The organism is Paraliobacillus sp. X-1268 (assembly GCF_003426095.1).
Lineage (GTDB): Bacteria > Bacillota > Bacilli > Bacillales > Amphibacillaceae > Paraliobacillus_A > Paraliobacillus_A zengyii.
In genome coordinates this window covers 73,117-90,931 of the sequence record NZ_QJSK01000002.1, presented here as the reverse complement: position 1 = coordinate 90,931, position 17,815 = coordinate 73,117, and the positions used below count along the sequence as shown (strand labels likewise).

The 17,815-nt window shown below is 35.6% G+C and carries 14 protein-coding genes; 4 read left to right on the top strand and 10 right to left on the bottom strand.

Annotation, left to right across the window (positions count from 1 at the left end; genetic code table 11):
* Positions 1–117: 117 nt before the first annotated feature.
* The 10 genes from D2K62_RS05065 to D2K62_RS05020 form a co-directional block, all read right to left on the bottom strand.
* Positions 118–4,986, bottom strand: coding sequence for a LamG-like jellyroll fold domain-containing protein (locus D2K62_RS05065; RefSeq protein WP_117161038.1), 4,869 nt, complete (start codon positions 4,984–4,986; stop codon positions 118–120).
* 505 nt (positions 4,987–5,491) lie between these two features.
* Positions 5,492–6,451, bottom strand: a complete 960-nt coding sequence (locus D2K62_RS05060; RefSeq protein ID WP_369974628.1) for a TRM11 family SAM-dependent methyltransferase — start codon at positions 6,449–6,451, stop codon at positions 5,492–5,494.
* 122 nt (positions 6,452–6,573) lie between these two features.
* Positions 6,574–6,930 (bottom strand): nucleotide excision repair endonuclease, encoded by a 357-nt coding sequence (locus D2K62_RS05055; RefSeq protein ID WP_112182462.1) that lies wholly within the window; start codon positions 6,928–6,930, stop codon positions 6,574–6,576.
* A gap of 157 nt (positions 6,931–7,087) precedes the next feature.
* Positions 7,088–8,617, bottom strand: coding sequence for an AraC family transcriptional regulator (locus D2K62_RS05050; protein ID WP_117161037.1), 1,530 nt, complete (start codon positions 8,615–8,617; stop codon positions 7,088–7,090).
* A 305-nt stretch (positions 8,618–8,922) separates the two neighbouring features.
* A complete protein-coding gene (locus tag D2K62_RS05045) occupies positions 8,923–9,183 on the bottom strand; it encodes an HPr family phosphocarrier protein (protein ID WP_112182464.1) in 261 nt (86 codons plus the stop codon).
* 31 nt (positions 9,184–9,214) lie between these two features.
* On the bottom strand, positions 9,215–10,258 hold the full coding sequence (locus tag D2K62_RS05040; RefSeq protein ID WP_117161036.1) for a PTS sugar transporter subunit IIA: 1,044 nt from the start codon (positions 10,256–10,258) through the stop codon (positions 9,215–9,217).
* Positions 10,259–10,318: 60 nt separating this feature from the next.
* The gene (locus D2K62_RS05035; protein ID WP_117161035.1) at positions 10,319–11,179 is read right to left on the bottom strand and encodes an ABC transporter ATP-binding protein; all 861 of its coding nucleotides are present in this window, start codon (positions 11,177–11,179) and stop codon (positions 10,319–10,321) included.
* 66 nt (positions 11,180–11,245) lie between these two features.
* Positions 11,246–12,202, bottom strand: coding sequence for an ABC transporter substrate-binding protein (locus D2K62_RS05030; protein ID WP_112182467.1), 957 nt, complete (start codon positions 12,200–12,202; stop codon positions 11,246–11,248).
* A gap of 18 nt (positions 12,203–12,220) precedes the next feature.
* On the bottom strand, positions 12,221–13,252 hold the full coding sequence (locus tag D2K62_RS05025) for a FecCD family ABC transporter permease (protein WP_112182468.1): 1,032 nt from the start codon (positions 13,250–13,252) through the stop codon (positions 12,221–12,223).
* On the bottom strand, positions 13,249–14,310 hold the full coding sequence (locus tag D2K62_RS05020) for a FecCD family ABC transporter permease (protein WP_117161034.1): 1,062 nt from the start codon (positions 14,308–14,310) through the stop codon (positions 13,249–13,251). Before D2K62_RS05020 ends, D2K62_RS05025 begins: the two co-directional genes overlap by 4 nt.
* 542 nt (positions 14,311–14,852) lie before the next feature.
* Here D2K62_RS05020 and D2K62_RS05015 point away from each other — a divergent pair.
* The 4 genes from D2K62_RS05015 (at position 14,853) to D2K62_RS05000 (ending at position 17,777) form a co-directional block, all read left to right on the top strand.
* Complete coding sequence (locus D2K62_RS05015; protein ID WP_117148862.1) at positions 14,853–16,658, top strand: sensor histidine kinase; 1,806 nt, start codon at positions 14,853–14,855, stop codon at positions 16,656–16,658.
* Positions 16,655–17,260 carry a response regulator transcription factor gene (locus tag D2K62_RS05010; protein WP_112182471.1) on the top strand — a complete coding sequence of 202 codons (606 nt, stop codon included), beginning with the start codon at positions 16,655–16,657 and terminating at the stop codon, positions 17,258–17,260. The genes D2K62_RS05015 and D2K62_RS05010 overlap by 4 nt, the downstream gene beginning before the upstream one ends.
* Before the next feature lie 107 nt (positions 17,261–17,367).
* Entirely contained in the window at positions 17,368–17,499 is a 132-nt protein-coding gene (locus tag D2K62_RS05005) for a DUF4023 family protein (protein ID WP_112182472.1), read from the top strand.
* A 98-nt stretch (positions 17,500–17,597) separates the two neighbouring features.
* The gene (locus D2K62_RS05000; RefSeq protein ID WP_232824087.1) at positions 17,598–17,777 is read left to right on the top strand and encodes an H-type small acid-soluble spore protein; all 180 of its coding nucleotides are present in this window, start codon (positions 17,598–17,600) and stop codon (positions 17,775–17,777) included.
* Positions 17,778–17,815: the final 38 nt, after the last annotated feature.

Sequence of the window (17,815 nt, the reverse complement as noted above, 5' to 3'; positions counted from 1 at the left end):
GTTGTTTTTGCGAACTACTTAAGTTCATAATAATTAAAGTACACTGATATAATCAAACCAATAAAAGAACCCTTTAGCTACATATTGTAACTAAAGGGTTCTTTTACTTTACTAGTATTAATTCGCTTGATTCTTTCTTCTTCGTAGTACAAGAAGACTACCAAAACCAATGATTAATAATGCTCCACCTAACACTAACCAATTGTACTGATTTGTTGCAGTTTCTGGTAACTTCTCACCATTAACTTCAGCTTCGTCAGACTCTTCGCTTGTCACTGGGTCTGTTTCTTCTACTGTATTATTTTCTTCGCTATCGTCACCTTCAGTCTCCTCTGTTACTGGAGTTGTTGGCTCAACTGGTTCTTTTGGTTGCTCTGGCTGCTCTGTCTCTTCTACCTGTAGTTCCTCCAACCCATCAATTCCAGCCTGTAATGCCGTTAATGCTTCAGTCAATGTTTCCTCTGAATCAATCGATTCAAGCGCTTGTTCCGCTTCTGTAATCGCTGCTTGTAACGATGCAAAAGAGGCTTCCGTATAACCGTCCGCATTTATTTCTTTTGCAGTATCGATTAATGCTTCTAGCTCCGTTGTATCGATTTCTGGTTCTGGTTCTGGCTCTACCACTTCCAGTCCATCAATGGCAGCTTGTAATGCTGTTATAGCTGCAGTTAATGTTTCCTCTGAATCAATGGTTTCAAGTGCTTGTTCCGCTTCTGTGATTGCTAATTGCAAATTATCAAATGATGTTTCCGTATAATCTACACTAGCATATTCTTTTGCTGTCTCAATTAATGTTTCCAATTCTGTTACATCTACTTCTGAAGCAGGTGTTATTTCAAAGACACCATAAATACTAAAGTGTGTTACTTCTGCAACTACCTCACCTGTTTCTGAATCATAGGAGATTGGCGTGATCTCTTCTTCTTTCACATCATCTTCGTTTATATAGACAACTTTTACATTTTCCCAATCGGTTACTTTCGTTGGATCAACAGTAAAGGTTAATGATACTGGCGTCTCCAAACTAATATCCTCATCACCTGAAGTTAATGTAAAGTCATACAAGGTACTTAAAGCGTCCGCATGCGTAACGTTTGTCATACCTGATATCGTACCAAAACTAAATGTAACATCTTCACCCGTTTTTAAAAGCTCGATCGGGAATGATGCTTTGACATTATTATAGACCATTTCAATTGAAGTTCCTTCTTCTAAATTTTCAAGAACTTCTTTTGTCAAAACTGTAACTTTTTCATTTAAATTCGTTTTATAAACATTATCGGTAAATTCTAAATCCCCAATATCACTTATTGTTACTGGTTCTATTTCTGCAGGTGTAAGACCCTCAACTGCTGTTTGTAATGCTGTTATAGCTGTAGCAACGGTATCTTCTGAATCAATCGATTCAAGCGTTTCTTTCGCTTGTTTAATTGCTTCTTGTAATGCTGAAAACGTATCTTCCGTATAACCATCAGCCTGTATTTCTTTTGCCTTTTCAATTAATACTTCTAACTCAGTTACATCAATTTCAGGTTCTGGCTCTTCTTCCACCTGTTCTACCAGTACATCAATTGCCCCTTGCAAGGCATTTATTGCTGCAACTAAAGACTCCTGTGAATCAATCGATCCAAGTGCCTCTTCCGCTCCTGTTATTGCTACTTGTAAATCAGCAAATGACGCTTCTGTATAGTCTTCCTCAGATAACTCTTTTGCTGTTTCAATTAATGTTTCTAATTCGATTGTATCAATTTCTGGTTCTGGCTCTTGTCCAGGTTCTTCATATTCCCCTATAACAAGATCATAATAAGCTTTAATCTCATTTTTAGATATAGCTGTTTCGCCGTATATACGCAGATCATCCATTAAACCTTTGTATGGTGCATCCCAATAGTTAACACCTAAGCCAAAGCTTGCATCTGAGGCGCTAAACACATCAGGGAAGTCCGTACCAGCAAATGCTTCCTCACCATTGATATATACAACAATCTCTCCATTATCAACAGTAAAAGCTACATGTGTCCATGCGTTAGTTGGGATCGTTTCACCGATTGATGCATTATAACGTCCACCACTACTATCAGCCATTAGATTGGTGTTTTTTTCCTCACCATCAATTGGGCTAATCGGAACAAAACTAACCCATTCACTGTTTGTTTTTGTGCCAAAGAATGTTGTGGTATAGTCATTTATTTCATCTGGATTTAACCACATGGATACAGAATACGTATCCGTATCAATTAAACCATTTGGTAACCTTATACCAGATTCGCCATTGAATAATGCAGCTTGACCATTTATACCACTATCAAAGGAAATGCTCCCACCCGTATTATCAATAAGATCACCTGTAATAGTTCCTGCTTCTAAATTCCCTGTTTCTTCTTCTAAATTATCATCAAACTTATAGTTAGCTGTTAACCCATTTGGATTTTGATAAAGTTCGTTTACATCAGTTTCTAAAAGAGCCACTCCGTCATAAATACGAACCTCATCCATTAAACCTTTAAATGGTGTATCCCAGTAGTTAACACCAAGACCAAAGACTGCATCTATCGATGTAAATATATCTGGGAATTCATCACCCGTGAATTGTGGTTCACCATTAATATAAAATACAATATTTCCTGCTTCAACCGTCAAAGCTACATGTGTCCACTCGTTAGCAGGAATATTTGTGCTCGGTACTGCATCATACCAATCAGCTCCATTATGCGCCCATAACTCCGTATTTCCATCAGATGGCCCACTTGGCACAAGACTAATCCAGTTGTTCTCTGTCCTCGCACCAAAAAATGTAGTTGTATACTGTGTAATTTCTTCTGGTTTCATCCATAATGATACAGTATACGTATCACTCGAAACTAAACCATCCGCTAAGCGTAAGCCCGATTCACCATCAAACTTTGCTGCCTGACCAACCACACCATCTTCAAATGTAATCGATCCACCATCATTATTAATTCTGTTACCCGTTACTGTGGCATCTTCTTGTTTGCCAGATTGATCTTTCAAATTATCACTAAAGTTGTAATAAGCAGATAAGCCACCTTCAGCCTCAGCTAAAACAGTAGTAGTAATCGACAATGTTTCAGTAACATCTCCTAATGTAATCGTCGCCTTAAGCTCCACAGGCGCGTCTTCCATACCAAATCTTGGTCGCACAACAGTCCCATCATTCGCTAGTACGTCAGGTGCTGAAGACTCCCATGAAATTTGTGTTCCTCTTGTTGCTACAGTTTGAAGTGATACGTCACTAATGACAGTAGTTGGAATCGCGTTACTTAATTCATCTTTTATCGCTGCTACCAACTCGGCATCCGATGAACTTTCCACGTGACTTCCCCAAATAACGACTCCTTCACCTGACATCGCACTAAACGTCATAACCCAACTCTCGGAAGTAGGATCCCACTGCCGAATAAATACGCCATCATAGGTGTTATTATCAATCGATAATTCCACTCGATAATCGTCATACAATTCCCATGTACCTGTTACAGCTCCAGAGATTGTATAATCGGCATTTAATTTTATCCATGATGATTCGGTTACATCTCCAGTAATTTCTTTTCCATGGTTAATGTACTTATAGTCGCCAACAATAGCCTCAGTCGAAACCGTTTCGATTGTTTCACCTGCATAGCGATATGGTGTTGGTACCGGCCATTGATCCGTGTTCTTAAATGTTTGATGTACACGAACCTCATGTGTCTCCCCTTGTTCTGGGAAACGTGTATGCGTAACCAAAAATTCTTTTCCTGTATCGGAATCGGTATAGTAAGAGTTATGTCCTGGTGCGGCATAGCCTGTTCCAATTCCAGTGCCTGCTTCTCCAAGATCCCGTTTAAACAAGAAGTTACCCATCATTTTATTTCCTATTTCTTTATGGTCATCCATTGCAGGGAAATTCCCAACACCTTCGTCAAATGACTCTGGGAAAACGGCTTCGTTTCCTGCAGCATCTACATACGGACCTTCGATATTTTCTGATCTAAACTGGCGCATTTGATAGCCACCATCAGAAGCTAAGCCGCCATATGTGATATAAAGATAGTAATAGCCAGTCTCCTCATCATATACTGCATAAGTTCCCTCGCCAGATCTTCCATATCCACCAGCAATCTTAGTACCGAAATATCTATCAATCATTCTTCCATCTTCTGTTTGCCCATCTTCTCCAGGATAAAGTGGTTGACCCGTTTCTTTATCTAGTTCTAAAATGAAAGTTCCGCCAGACCAGGAACCATAAGTCATCCATAACGTTCCATTCTCATCATAGAGAATATTCGCATCAATGGCATTTGTATAAAGTGCATTATTGTAATTACCATTTTCTTCACTAGTAAACCAATCTGGATTTACATCTTCAATAACACAATCCTCTATTAATTCTGGAAGATTTGTATTTTCATAGTGTTTATTTACATCACTACTATTATCATATGTTTCATAGTTCGTGAAACCAGAGTACATAATTGTATCAACGTATTGATACGGTCCTTCAATATCCTTTGAAACCGCGATCCCAATTGCAGATCGAATATACGTAGAAGAAACACTATAGTACATCATATAAGCTCCAGTTGTCCCATCTAGATTTACATAATCTTCATTCCAAAAAATATCGGGCGCCCATACAGCAAATCCGCCACTACTATCCGCGTCATCTTCCCCTGCCCAAGCAAATGATTCCGCTAAGTTTTCGGATAAATCACCATAAAGTTGATTATCCTCTGGCGTACTATACTCAGTAGTGAATGTATCCCAATTAATTAAGTCGGTCGATTTAGCTGACGCGATATGTGAACCAAACACATAGTAAGTCTCACTGTCCTCAGCCTTAATTATTGATGGATCATGTACGGAGGCATTTCTCAATTCAGGCACTTCAAGTTCATCCCCTTCTTCAACACCTAAAACAGTGGATGGCATAAATAAAACAAGCAATAAAAAAACAGATATAAATAATTTAAAAAAATGTCGCATTACTTCTTTCTCCTCTCTTAACACAATTTTTGAAAGCGTAACCATATTGCTCCATAAATCTATATTGAGTAGTTAGACACTAACTTCAATAAAGACTTTCTTGTTGTTAAGAACGTTAGATTCTGTTCCTTTTTTCTGAGTATGTAAAATAGAGCAGGGAAGAGGGCTCTTAGATGTGCAATAGAAATACGAGTCGTTGAGTGAGCTTTACTAAACAGCAATTGTAGATGGTTGTATTAAATTTCCGTCATATAAAACCTCCAATAAGTAGATGTACCCATAATTTTTAAAACGCTTACATCAAACTTGTCAATAAGTTAAAAGCTTTGAACATTACTTAATGTAATACACCTGACAGTAATTGTCAACCGGATTTTTCTCTTGTTTTTTACAAACACTCAAGTTAATAAGAATTATTAGAAAGTTGTACGGTTTACTTTACATATAATAGAAAATAATTAAAAGAAACAGTAGGGGATAGCTATTCCCTACTGTTAAAGCCCAGTTAGTTACAAACAATAACTTCGCGGGTGAATAATCTTTTTTTAGCGACAGCCCTATCAACTATTGTAAAACCAACTGTTAGTAAAATTTCGTCAATTGGTTCAACGGTTATCACTACTACTTTCTTTGCAAATCTACGCGCACTTGCAAGCATCTCAATTTGTTCCTCATGCGTTATGACAGAACACAAGTTATAAGGCAAATCAATGATAGCTACATCATAATTCATTGTGATATCTCGGATATCTGCTAGATTCACTTCTCCCGTAAGACCAAAGTGTGCAATATTTTCTCGCGCCCCATCTAGAATGAGATAATTTCTATCGCTACCTACAATATCAATACCCATTGATCGAGCCTCAACTAATACAGTTCCGATTCCGCAGCAAGGATCAATCGCTTTGATACCCTCTGTTTTTGGAATAGCAATATTTACAACTGATCTTGCAACACGTGTGTTAAGCGCTGTCGAATAACTATGTGGCTTCTTTTGATGATGTAACCACACTGGTTCATTTTTAACATAGTCACCAAATACCCAACGACCATTCACAAACATAACCCCAAGTAATCGATCTGGATTATGAAAGTCAGCTTCACTTGTAACATGTAGTCCAATATCTTTCTCTATTGTACGTCGTAGCTCAAAACCCTCTTTTTCTTTCTTGGTTAAGCCAAGGTTTTTGACATAGATTATTTTAAACGTTTCCTCAGCCAAGTCTAAGTCTTTCACTTGATTGATTAGATCTTCTAACGTTTCGCCTTCATAAATTACACGAATTCTTTCCTTTAGAAATGGACTTCGTGTAGGATCAACTTCCACCGTACTTTCCAAAACGTTAGACGTTGCTTCCTTCCCAAAGAAAGTGCGCATTTCCAAAGCAAATAATGATCTCTCATCTTCGGGAAATGAGCAACTATATATATAATTATTCGAAGTTTGTAGGTTATTCGTATGCAATTTATTAGTCATCCTTTAAGTTATCAATTTCATGTTCAACAAGTAAATGTTCTTTATAACATAACAAAAGCAATAGGCATAGTCTACATTTGACTGTACGTATTGCTTTTCGTTTATCGATTTTATTTAAAAAACGCTTTCTCTACATTATATTTAGCTTTAAGTTTATTAACAATGTACGTTTCATAAATTTCTCTGTCGACAGGTTCTTCAATTTTACACACTTCAATCTTGGTAACTTCATGTCTGTGTTCTTTTATTACAGATACAGAGTCCTCAAAATGTTTCTTAACTCTAGGTCTTAGCTTTCTTGCCTTCCCGACGAATAACAGTTCATTATCGTCATTGTAAAACAAAAAAATACCACCCTTATCTCTAGGTATAAGGTGAAAGTCCGTAAAACCATAGATGTTACTTAACTCTGGATGGTCTTTCTTTTTAATTGTAATATCCGGTGTCGGAATTGTTATTTCTATCACGTATGCTCACTTCCTCTTTCTGTATTAATCTAAATGCTATCACAAATTGTCATGTATTGCTATCCTAGCTATTTTTAGTAGATAACAGAATGCTTATATAATAAAATTTCCAAATAGTTAAAAAGTAAAGTGAACTTACTTTATTAGATCGAACCTTTTATGAAAATAGAGACAGTGCTTTATCAAGCATTAGCTCATGTCCTAGCGCTGAATTATGCGTCCACGGATAAGAATTTGATATATATACATTATCGCTTTTTGTTGCCATTAATTTATGCCGATATTGTTCAGAAAACTCATCAATTAAGTAAATAATCCGATCCGCATCAAAATCCTCAAGGTCGCTCCAACGCTTCACTTCAAGATAAGAGATTCCTTTTAATGATTCTGGCTGCTTTAAGCCGAGACTCTGGTAAACAAATTCTCCAATTCTTCTTCCCTTTTTTGAACCGTAAATACCTAAAGAATTCTGATTATCCTTTACTAATAGGAATGATTCCCCTTTTGTCTCTTGATAGAGGTGTTTTCGAACTTGCTCTTCTCTTGTATAATAATTACTAAGCCAAGCAAAAGCGGCTTCCTTCATTCCAAGTATTTCAGCTGTTTTTATTAAATTTGAATCCCAGTTTTCCCCTCTCCAGTCAATGAAATAAACTGGAGCAATTTCAGATAAAATTTCCATACAGGCTTCTTCTCCAGAAGGTGCAATTATTAAATCAGGTTTCGCTTCCCTAAGTTGGTCTGCTAAGCTATCAATCACTTTCTCCCAACGCCATGGCCGTGGTGTATTCATTATAGCAATGCATGGTTTGATCCCCAATGCAAGTAGCGTTTCTTCAATCTCCCAAGATAATGCCGCAATCTTCTTTCGTGAACAATGCATAAATTGGATAGGTGAGAGACCAACTTTTTTCTTGAAAATTCTACTAAAATAATATTCGTCACTATAACCTACGGAATGAGCTACTTCTGATACTTTGAACGATGAACCAGATAGGAGCTCTCTTGATTTGCGAATACGATGTTCAATTATATACTGACCAGGACTCAATCCCATTCTTTTTTTAAAACGTTGATAAAACACAGAAACACTTGACCCTGACTTTTCAGCTAGTTCCTCTATCATAAACTCTTCTTGTGTGTTTGCCTTCATTAATTTTGCTATTTGCAAGATGCCTGCATCTTCATCAAACACGCTTTTATCATTTATTCCATCAGCTTCTATTAAGTTTTCTAATAAGTTTCTAATTAAAACTTGTATTTCAATTTGTTGATTATTTCTAGTATCATCCACTATTTCCCAAAGACTTTCCATGACAGACCTAGCATTTGTTGCAGACTTGTGAGTAAGAAAACTATTGAATGGAATGATATAAGCTACCGCCTGCCAATCACCTTTAACTCGACTAATTTTACTACAAGTAAATGTAAACACCTTTACTTTCAACGGACTATCACCAATATTTACAATGCGTGTAGTTTTTGCGGGATTACAATAAAGTAAATCACCATTTAAAACCATCTTAGACTTAAGATCATCATAAACCTCTGCTTCTCCTGTTTGGACATATATGAGCGTATTAGTATTTGTCATTAATTCATGAATCTTTCTTGTGTTTAATTTCAACGTATAATGACCTTCAATAGTAAACCAAAGATGCTTTATCTCATTCTTAAAATTGTCCATGATATCTATCCTTTCTCAGTTGCTTTTCTGTTGAAGTGAAATCATGGTAAAAACCAATTAATCTCTTGCTAATTTCCAACTAATTTTTAATGTAGAGGTCTTCTTAACTAAGATGATAGAATAAATTCACATAATAACAAACGAATAAATGATAATGATTATCATTATCATTTTATACAAAACTTAAAATTCTGTCAATTAGAATGCCAAATAGTGGTGCAGGTTATAATCCCGCACCACTATTCTAAAATGTCTTACCTGTATTATCCTGTTATCTAAAAAGACTTTTTATTAATAGCTATTTCTTAGTCTTTATTCGACTCAATAATTTCCCCAATAGCTTTAACTGCCTCATTTTCATCAATACCATTAGCTATTACAATAATCTCCTCTCCTCCTTTAGCTCCAAGCTTTAAGAGACTCATTATACTGTTTGTATGAGCAACCTCAGTATCCCTGCAAAGTGTAATCTGACAGGTGTATAATAATGCTTTTTCAATAATTAAACTAGCTGGTCTGAAGTGTAAACCCAGAGGATTTACTAGAATGTAAGATTGTTTTTTCATAGTAATTAACTACTCCTACTTAAATCTATAATTAAAAAAGATCACTCTCTTCATCGACCTTTTCAAAAAGATTAATAAATTCTTTTAAAGAAGACGCCGCAAAAACTTTTTCTGAATTCTTGATATCTTCAAACATCGTTGAGACTTTTAATAAAACGTCTAAATGGTATTGTCTTTCGGCTGCAATACCAACCATTAAATGAACCTTCTCACCGTCATAATCAATACCATCTCTGAAATGCATGATAATAATTCCGGATTTTACAACAGCTTCTTTGGCTGACTTTGACCCGTGAGGTGTCGCAATTCCGTTGCCAAGATATGTAGACTTCATGCTCTCTTTTTCATGCATACTGTCAACATACGCTTCCCCAACATACCCTAGCTCTACTAATTTCTCTCCAGCAAATTGTATCGCAGCTGTTTTAGACATATCAGGAAGGTCAAAAAAAACATTACTTTGATTGATGTCTAACTTAAATTTATCTTTTTTATCTTTATCCATAAACCTATCAATTACTGTTAGCTTTTTAGTTGCAGGTATTCTTTTAGAATATCTTGGGATTGCATCTGGATATCCTACTTGCAAAAGTCCAACAATTTTTTCACCTGGTACTACATCTATCCCCTCTCTAAATTTAGGCGAAGAAATATATTCATCCGTTTTCCAAACAACACCAAGACCACGCTCCCATGCTGTAAGCTGGAAGTTTTGAATTAATGCACACACAGCAGCATAATCTTCTTCCCAAACCTTCGTACGAGGATCTTCATTCATAACTATAACGATATGACAAGGAATAGATAAAAGATATTCCAATTTAGCTCGTTTGAGTGGCCTTCCCATTTTTCCTTTTTCACTTTCTGACTTAATCAACTGAACTACTTTTTTTCGTCCATCTCCAATGAATGCTATAAAACGCCACGGTTCTCTTAATCTATGAGTTGGAGCCCAAACTGCTGTATCAAGAATTTCCGTTATCAATTCTACCGGTATTTTTTTATCCTTAAACTTCTTTATTGTTCTTCGATCACGGATTAGTTGAGCAATTGGATAAGTTTCTTTATTTATCATATCTAAATCCTCCCTAAGTAATATAAACTTATAGTTTAGTTAATACGCGGTTAGTAATTTTCAATATATTCCCTCATAAGATGGATGATACGCAGCTTTTCTATCTAGTGAATTTGATTCGGATGTGTTTCCCTTTTCTTCCTTGACATACGGTAAACATATTGGAAGTCCGCTCCTTGGATGAGTTATAATATCCGAATGAATGCCAAAGACATCAAAAAGCAACTCGGGTTCCATAACTTCTTGAGGGGTTCCGCTACGCATCACCTTACCTTCTTTGATAGCAACCATATGATCAGCAAAACGACTGGCATGATTTAAATCATGAACTACCATTACAATAGTTCGTCCTTCTCTCTCGTTTAAATGTTTTAATAGATAAAGCACCTCATATTGATGAGCAATATCAAGGTAAGTTGTTGGCTCATCAAGCAATAAAACTTCTGTATCTTGAGCTAGGGCCATAGCTATCCAGACCCTTTGTCGTTGTCCGCCTGATAGTCTATCTATGGACCTGTCTGCAAACTCTCTCATATTAGTCACATCGATAGCCCATTGAACCATTTTTTTGTCATGTTTACTTAATACACCAAATCCTCCTTGATGAGGTGAACGTCCATAGCTGACTAATTCTGCAACAGTTAATCCATCAGGAGCAACTGGATTTTGTGGAAGTACAGCTAACTGTTTTGCTATTTCCTTTGATCTTTGCTCCTTAATGGTTTTACCATTTATATAAACAGCGCCACCAACAGGATTTAAAATACGAGAAATAGCTTTTAAAATTGTTGATTTACCCGAACCATTTGCTCCAACTAATGCAGTAATACGATGTTTAGGAATCTTTAAATTCAAATCCTCTACAATAATCGCTTCTTCATAGCCTATATTCAACTTCTCGGTGACGATAATGTCCTTCATTGACAATTCCTCCATCAAAAGCATGATATCCCACTAGTACAGTGGGAGTTCAATAAGCAAACTATATTACTTTGTAGCAATCTCTTCAGCTAATTCTAGTATTTCAAATTGGGAAGAAAATACTGGCTCAATAAACAATTTATCCATCACATAAACATTATCGTTTTTCACTGGTTCTAAGCTTTGCCATACGGAATTATCATGCCACATATTAATTAAAGAATTTGGGTTTTCTGGATCTGAATTCCGAGCCCATTCTGCGATAATAATATGATCAGCGTTCGCTGCACTTACCCCTTCAATTGTTAATTCTCCACCATACTCTATATCAGCAACAGGTGAAAAGCCTAGTTCCTCATACAAAAGACTAAAATCTTCTGTACTAATAGCTGTAAAGTTTTTTCCGTTTGCACGAAGTACAAGAACGGTTTCATCGAATTCTGAACCAATTACCTTTTTAGTTTCTGCCACTTTCGTTTCATAGTCTGTAATAATTTCTTCTGCCTTTGCTTCTTCACCGATTAACTCTGCAATTTTTCGAATACTACTAGGATAGTCTGTCCCCCACTCTATAACTGCAGTTGGTGCAAGTGGTTCAATTTGTTCTAATTCATTTATTTTGTCTGTTGTTAAAATAGCTAAATCTGATTCCATATCTAGAAGTGTTTCCAAATTTAATCTATTACCTAAATCAATGATATCTTGACCTTCTAAGTAAGGATCCATAATAGTTGAATTGCTGACCTCCTCTATTGCTTCACTGGCTATTGGTGGATGTCCTAACATAACTAAAACATCTATAATATGTTCGTTAATAGCTACTATTTTTTCAGGCTGTTGTTCAAGCGTGATCTCTCCATTAGTGTGTGTTACTGTACGTGGATAAATAGCTTCCTCCGCCTCTTCTGATTCCTGATTCGATGTTTCCTCTGAGCTTACTTCTTCTGTTTGCGTGTTGCAGCCCACTATTAGAAACATTAATGCCGTTAAACTAACGATTGAAAACAATAGATTTTTTTTCATTTATCGATCCTACTCCCTTTATTTTGATTTAATTAATAAGTATAAAAAATATGGTGCTCCTATTAAAGTAATGATGATGCCAGCAGGTAGTTCAGAATATTTCATAATACTTCTGGCAATTGTATCTCCTGTTAATACCAAAAGCGATCCGATTAACGCTGTTACTGGAAGCATAAATTGATGTTTAGGTCCTACTAATTTTCGCGCAATATGCGGTCCCATTAATCCAATAAAACCAATACCGCCTCCAATAGCTACAGCAGATGCTGCTAAACCAACAGCCACAGCTAGTAAATATAACTTTTCTCTCTCTAATGAAAGTCCAAGACTCGTACCTAGGGCATCATTTAAATTTAATAAATTCAAAACATGTGATTTATAATAAACATACGGTAATAAAAGTAATGTCCATGGAAGTAAAGCTAAAACAAAGCTCCAATTTCCACCATAAAGATTTCCTAAATTCCACTGAAGCACAAAGTCATATTCATTCGGATTAAGTCTTAAAGTTAAAATAATCGAGACAGCTGATAGTCCTGCACTAACTGCAATACCAACTAAAAGTAGCCTAGTCGGCGTCATTCCTTCTCCTTTTTTAAAGGCGAGTAAATAAATCAACAATGCTGTAAGTGCAGCTCCTATTAAAGCAAATAACGGTAAAATATAGGGGTTAACTCCTGTTGAAGTTGGTTTCATCACAACGATAAGCAATACCACTAAACCCGCACCCGAATTTATCCCTATAATTCCAGGGTCTGCTAAACCATTTCTTGATATCCCTTGTAAAATAGCCCCCGAAATCGCAAGGCTCGCTCCAACCATAATTGCAATTATCATTCTCGGTAATCGAAGTTGATATAGAATAATATGGTGCTTATCTGATGAATTTCCTAATAGAGTATCGAATACTTCTTGCGGTGACAATCTGACTGTTCCAGTATTCATACTAATAACAAAAACGATCGCTAAAAGAATAGCAAAGATAAGTATTAACTTTAAACTTTTAACCATTCGTTTATGTTGAATTTCCGTTATTGTAACTAGCTTCATATTAATTCTCTCTTTTCTTTTCTAGCTAGATATAAGAAAAATGGAACACCAAGCACAGCCATAATTGAACCTAATGGAGTTTCATAAGGCATGTTTATCAGCTTGGCACCAATATCGGCAATAACCACGATTACTGCACCAACAACAGCTGAACAAGGTATAATTAATCGGTAATCGACACCAACTAAAAAACGCACAATATGTGGAACGATTAATCCAATAAACCCCACTCCACCAACAGTTGACACAGAAGCACCAACAAGAAGGAGTACAACAACTGCCGCTAATGCCTTAATCACTTTCGTTCCTTGTCCTAATCCAATTGCCACTTCTTCACCAAGACTTAATATTGTTAGTTTAGGAGATATTGCAATAGCCCCAAGTAAGCCAATGGTAATCCAGGGTATGATCACCTTTACTTGAAACCATTCAACAGCCGAAATCCCTCCCGCTGACCAAAAAGCCAATTCATATGATACACCCGAAACCAATGAAATAATTTGTGTGATTCCTTTTACAAGTGAACCAATAATTGCTCCAGCTAAGACTAATCGTAGTGGTGTTAGTCCACCCTTAGCAAAATAGGCAATTGCATAAATAAGACCAACTCCAAGTCCTGCCCCAATAAACGAGAACAAGATTAAATACTTAAACTCCATATTAGGATAAAATGCAAATACCACTACTAAAACAAATCCTGCACCTGCGTTAATTCCTAGTAAGCCTGTATCTGCAAGAGGATTCCGTGTCATTCCCTGCATAATTGCACCTGATACTGCGAAACCCGCCCCTATTAGTGCTCCAGTTAAAGCACGAGGAAAACGAAGATTGTATACTATTTGGTGTTGTTCTAGGCTTGGATTAAAGTGAAATACTGCATCCAATACAACAGAAAAAGAGATCCCTGCAGCACCAGTACTTATTGATGTAACCATTCCTATTAAAATAAGAATAATGCCTACTGCAATAATACTTATTGCAAATATAGGACGTGATTTTATTACAATGTCTTCTTCTGACTTCACCTTTTCTTTCACAGGTTTAACTAAAGTAGTCATAACAACTCTTTTTCCTCCTAATAACAACTAATGCACAAATTAATAATGATAATCATTCTCATTGTTATTGTAGAGGAGGCTATACTTTCTATGAATGGATTTTTCTGTTTTTGTTAATGGACTTTTCTATTATTTCTAAAATTAGAGCTGCCATAAATAAAATATTTTCCATATAAGATATAAGTCAATACGTCAATAAATCATATTGTTCACCTTATATAAATACAAATAAAAGGAGTATAGGTTTCAAATTTCTATCTTAATACCAGTTTGTGTGTACGTTTCTTTATTAGTTATTTATGAATAATTTCAATAAGGAAAAAAGATGGGCTTATACAAATGAATTTGTCGGACAATCTTATCTGTTAAAAATAGCAAAGACAAAAATTTCCGGAAATCCGTTATTATAATAGCTATTCTCAGTAATTAATAATACAGTTATACAGTAATTAGCCTGAATAGTTTAAAAAAAGGTGAACTTACTTAATTTAATGGTATATTAAGTATATAATGAAAAATAATGAGAGGAGGTTTCCTCGAAAATGAGCTTAAATCAAGTGTTGTTTTTACTATTGTTGGCCATCACTGGTTGTTTGCTTTATATTGCATATCTCGCATGGAGAAAAAGAGAATCACCTGTTGCTGTCAGCTTATTTTTAGGTATGTGCTCAGGGGCTTGTTATTCATTTGGTTATGCTTTTGAAATAATTAGCTCAGACTTAAACCAAATACACTTTTGGCTTAAAGTGGAATATATCGGTATCTCTTTTGGAACACTTATTTGGTTTATCATGGTGTTGCAATTTACGAGTCATCATATGCTTCTGCAAAAGTGGATACTAGTAAAGCTCTCCATTATACCTATTCTTACATTTGTAAGTCATTATACGAATGAGTGGCATCATTTATTTTATAAAGATACTTGGCTTTATGAGTGGAATAGCTTTTCTCTAGTTTCCATAAAAATCGGCCCATTTTATATGCTTCACATCATATATTCTTTCGTACTTTTTATTGTCGGAATGTTATTTTTATTGCATATGTACCGAAAAGCTGCAAGCCATATGAAGAATCAAGTTTTAGTAATGATGATAGGCTCTTGTGGACCTTATCTTATTTCCATTATATATTTAAGCGGTTTTATGGAAACACCTATCGACCTTTCTCCATTTGGACTTCTTTTTTCAGGTATTCTTATTATATGGGGAATCTATCATTTAAACATGATGAAATTGTTGCCACATGCATTAAATCAAGTTTTTAATTCAATGAAGGACGCAGTAATAATACTTGACCTAGATAATAACATCACAAGCTTTAACTTCTCCGCTAGCCAAGTTTTTCAAGAGCTTGACAAGACAGTAATTGGACAATCTGCCACTACTATACTCTCCTACTATCCAGAACTACTTAAAACTATTACAGCTGGCGATTCCTTGCAAAGAAAAATAAAGTTAGCGAACGAAACAGGTTTTCACTATTATCATGTTTACATTTCACATGTTCGTAATAAGAGACAGAAAATCGTTGGGAAAACACTCTGGTTAAATGACATAACAGCATTAGTACTTAATGAGGAAAAACTACTTGCTAGTTCAAAACAGTTAGAAGAACTGAATGCGTTTAAGGATAAGATGTTCACAATTGTTGCTCATGACATTCGTGATCCACTTTCATTACTGATGAATCTGATGGAGATCCTTAAAGATGAATTACAAGAGTATCAAGACAAGCACGATGAAATTGCCCGTGAAATGGAACAACAAATTCAAAATGCCTTTTCACTGGTAGAAAGCCTACTTGACTGGTTCCGAAGTCAAAAAGGTGGCATGTCATTTAATCCTGTATCATGGAATTTATCGCAAATTATTCGGAAGAATACAGATTTATTACACATTCAGAGTGATAGAAAACAAATTACGGTCATCTCAGAAATAGCTAATGATATGGTTGTTTATGCGGATAAAGAAATATTAGATCTACTTATCAGAAATATTCTTTCGAATGCTATTAAATTCTCAGAATTTGAAGGGATTATCCTATTACGTGCAGATCAGGTAAAAGACAAAGTAATAATATCTATAAAAGACAGTGGTCAAGGGGTACCTCCAGATCAAGCGCTTAGATTACTACAAGATCAAGAAGGATATCTTGAATCTTTGAACGGAACCGCGGGAGAAAAAGGTATTGGTATTGGACTTACTTTATGTAGAGAATTTGCTCAAATAAATGGTGGGGAACTGTGGTTTGAAAGTGTCCCTAATCAAGGTAGTACTTTTTATTTCTCTACTCCTATTGGAATGAGCCCAGACGCTGTAAAACAAGAAGAGGGAATGAGTACAAGATGAAAGTAGTAATTATTGACGACGAATTTGCTATGCACTTGATTATGAAACGCATGCTTGCGAAGATTGATAACGTTGAAATCGTTGGAAGTTTTCAAGACACGACAATAGCCTTTTCCTATCTAAAGAACTGTAAAGTTGACTTAGTATTTATTGATATTAATATGCATAAAGAAAATGGTCTTGATTTTGCCAAGCGTTTAAGAGAGAGCGGTTGGCGAACGAGGTTGGTCTTTGTGACATCGCACAAAGAATATGCCTTATCTGCTTTTGATGTGCATGCCTATGATTACATCGTCAAACCTCTTTCTCAAGAAAGACTTACCACTACAATTGAACGCTTTCGCTCTGATGAAAATACCACCGAAGTAACAGAATTGGTTACAAAAGGGCTAACACCTAAGCTTATTGAGTCGTTAACCAAAAGGGAATTGGAAATTATCAATCTTATGAGTAACGGACTAACAAACAAAGAAATTGCTCTGACATATAAGTTGGCGGAAGGTACAGTCAAAAATCATATTGTTAATATTTTCGGGAAATTACAAGTGAAAAATAGAGTCCAAGCTATCACTGTTGCAAAGTCATTTAATCTAATTAAATAACGAAACTTTTAGGATGCTTTTTAAAATAAAAAGCTAATCTTAAATGTATGAATCATCTTGCAAGAGAAAACGTATAAATAAATTTTAAACAAGGAGGGATTCGTACTATGGATGATACACATGAATTTGTTGAAAAATTGCACGATACACAACACAAAGCGGAGCAAATTGAAAAGCGACAAGGAAAGGCACACGCCGATCGTACATTACCTAGTAAACAACATAACACAAATAAATAACAGTCTATATCTACCAAGCAAATGTTTAAATTAAATCGATAACGGTTAATGATAAAGTATAAGTTAATAAATTATCGGAGGCGATTTAGGTGAATCTTATGCGAGCAAAAGATATAAAAGACAATCCTGTTATGAAAGATGTTGTTTATAATGGGAAGTATGTCTACATTCATGATGTTGATGATGAGTCACAAAAGGCCCTCATTAATTATACAAAAAAATCCGAGACTGAGTTTGAAGTAGATGTAACAGAACTGAAAGAAGAAGAGCACCAGTAAACCTTAAGTAATTAGGAGCATTCCCAAATTTGGGAATG

Excerpts from the sequence above, each read along its gene's own strand:
- D2K62_RS05065 (WP_117161038.1), bottom strand. The coding sequence starts at position 4,986 with ATGCGACATTTTTTTAAATTATTTATATCTGTTTTTTTATTGCTTGTT.
- D2K62_RS05050 (WP_117161037.1), bottom strand. The coding sequence starts at position 8,617 with ATGGACAATTTTAAGAATGAGATAAAGCATCTTTGGTTTACTATTGAA.
- D2K62_RS05045 (WP_112182464.1), bottom strand. The coding sequence starts at position 9,183 with ATGAAAAAACAATCTTACATTCTAGTAAATCCTCTGGGTTTACACTTC.
- D2K62_RS05040 (WP_117161036.1), bottom strand. The coding sequence starts at position 10,258 with ATGATAAATAAAGAAACTTATCCAATTGCTCAACTAATCCGTGATCGA.
- D2K62_RS05035 (WP_117161035.1), bottom strand. The coding sequence starts at position 11,179 with ATGAAGGACATTATCGTCACCGAGAAGTTGAATATAGGCTATGAAGAA.
- D2K62_RS05030 (WP_112182467.1), bottom strand. The coding sequence starts at position 12,202 with ATGAAAAAAAATCTATTGTTTTCAATCGTTAGTTTAACGGCATTAATG.
- D2K62_RS05025 (WP_112182468.1), bottom strand. The coding sequence starts at position 13,252 with ATGAAGCTAGTTACAATAACGGAAATTCAACATAAACGAATGGTTAAA.
- D2K62_RS05020 (WP_117161034.1), bottom strand. The coding sequence starts at position 14,310 with ATGACTACTTTAGTTAAACCTGTGAAAGAAAAGGTGAAGTCAGAAGAA.
- D2K62_RS05015 (WP_117148862.1), top strand. The coding sequence starts at position 14,853 with ATGAGCTTAAATCAAGTGTTGTTTTTACTATTGTTGGCCATCACTGGT.
- D2K62_RS05010 (WP_112182471.1), top strand. The coding sequence starts at position 16,655 with ATGAAAGTAGTAATTATTGACGACGAATTTGCTATGCACTTGATTATG.
- D2K62_RS05005 (WP_112182472.1), top strand. The coding sequence starts at position 17,368 with ATGGATGATACACATGAATTTGTTGAAAAATTGCACGATACACAACAC.
- D2K62_RS05000 (WP_232824087.1), top strand. The coding sequence starts at position 17,598 with ATGCGAGCAAAAGATATAAAAGACAATCCTGTTATGAAAGATGTTGTT.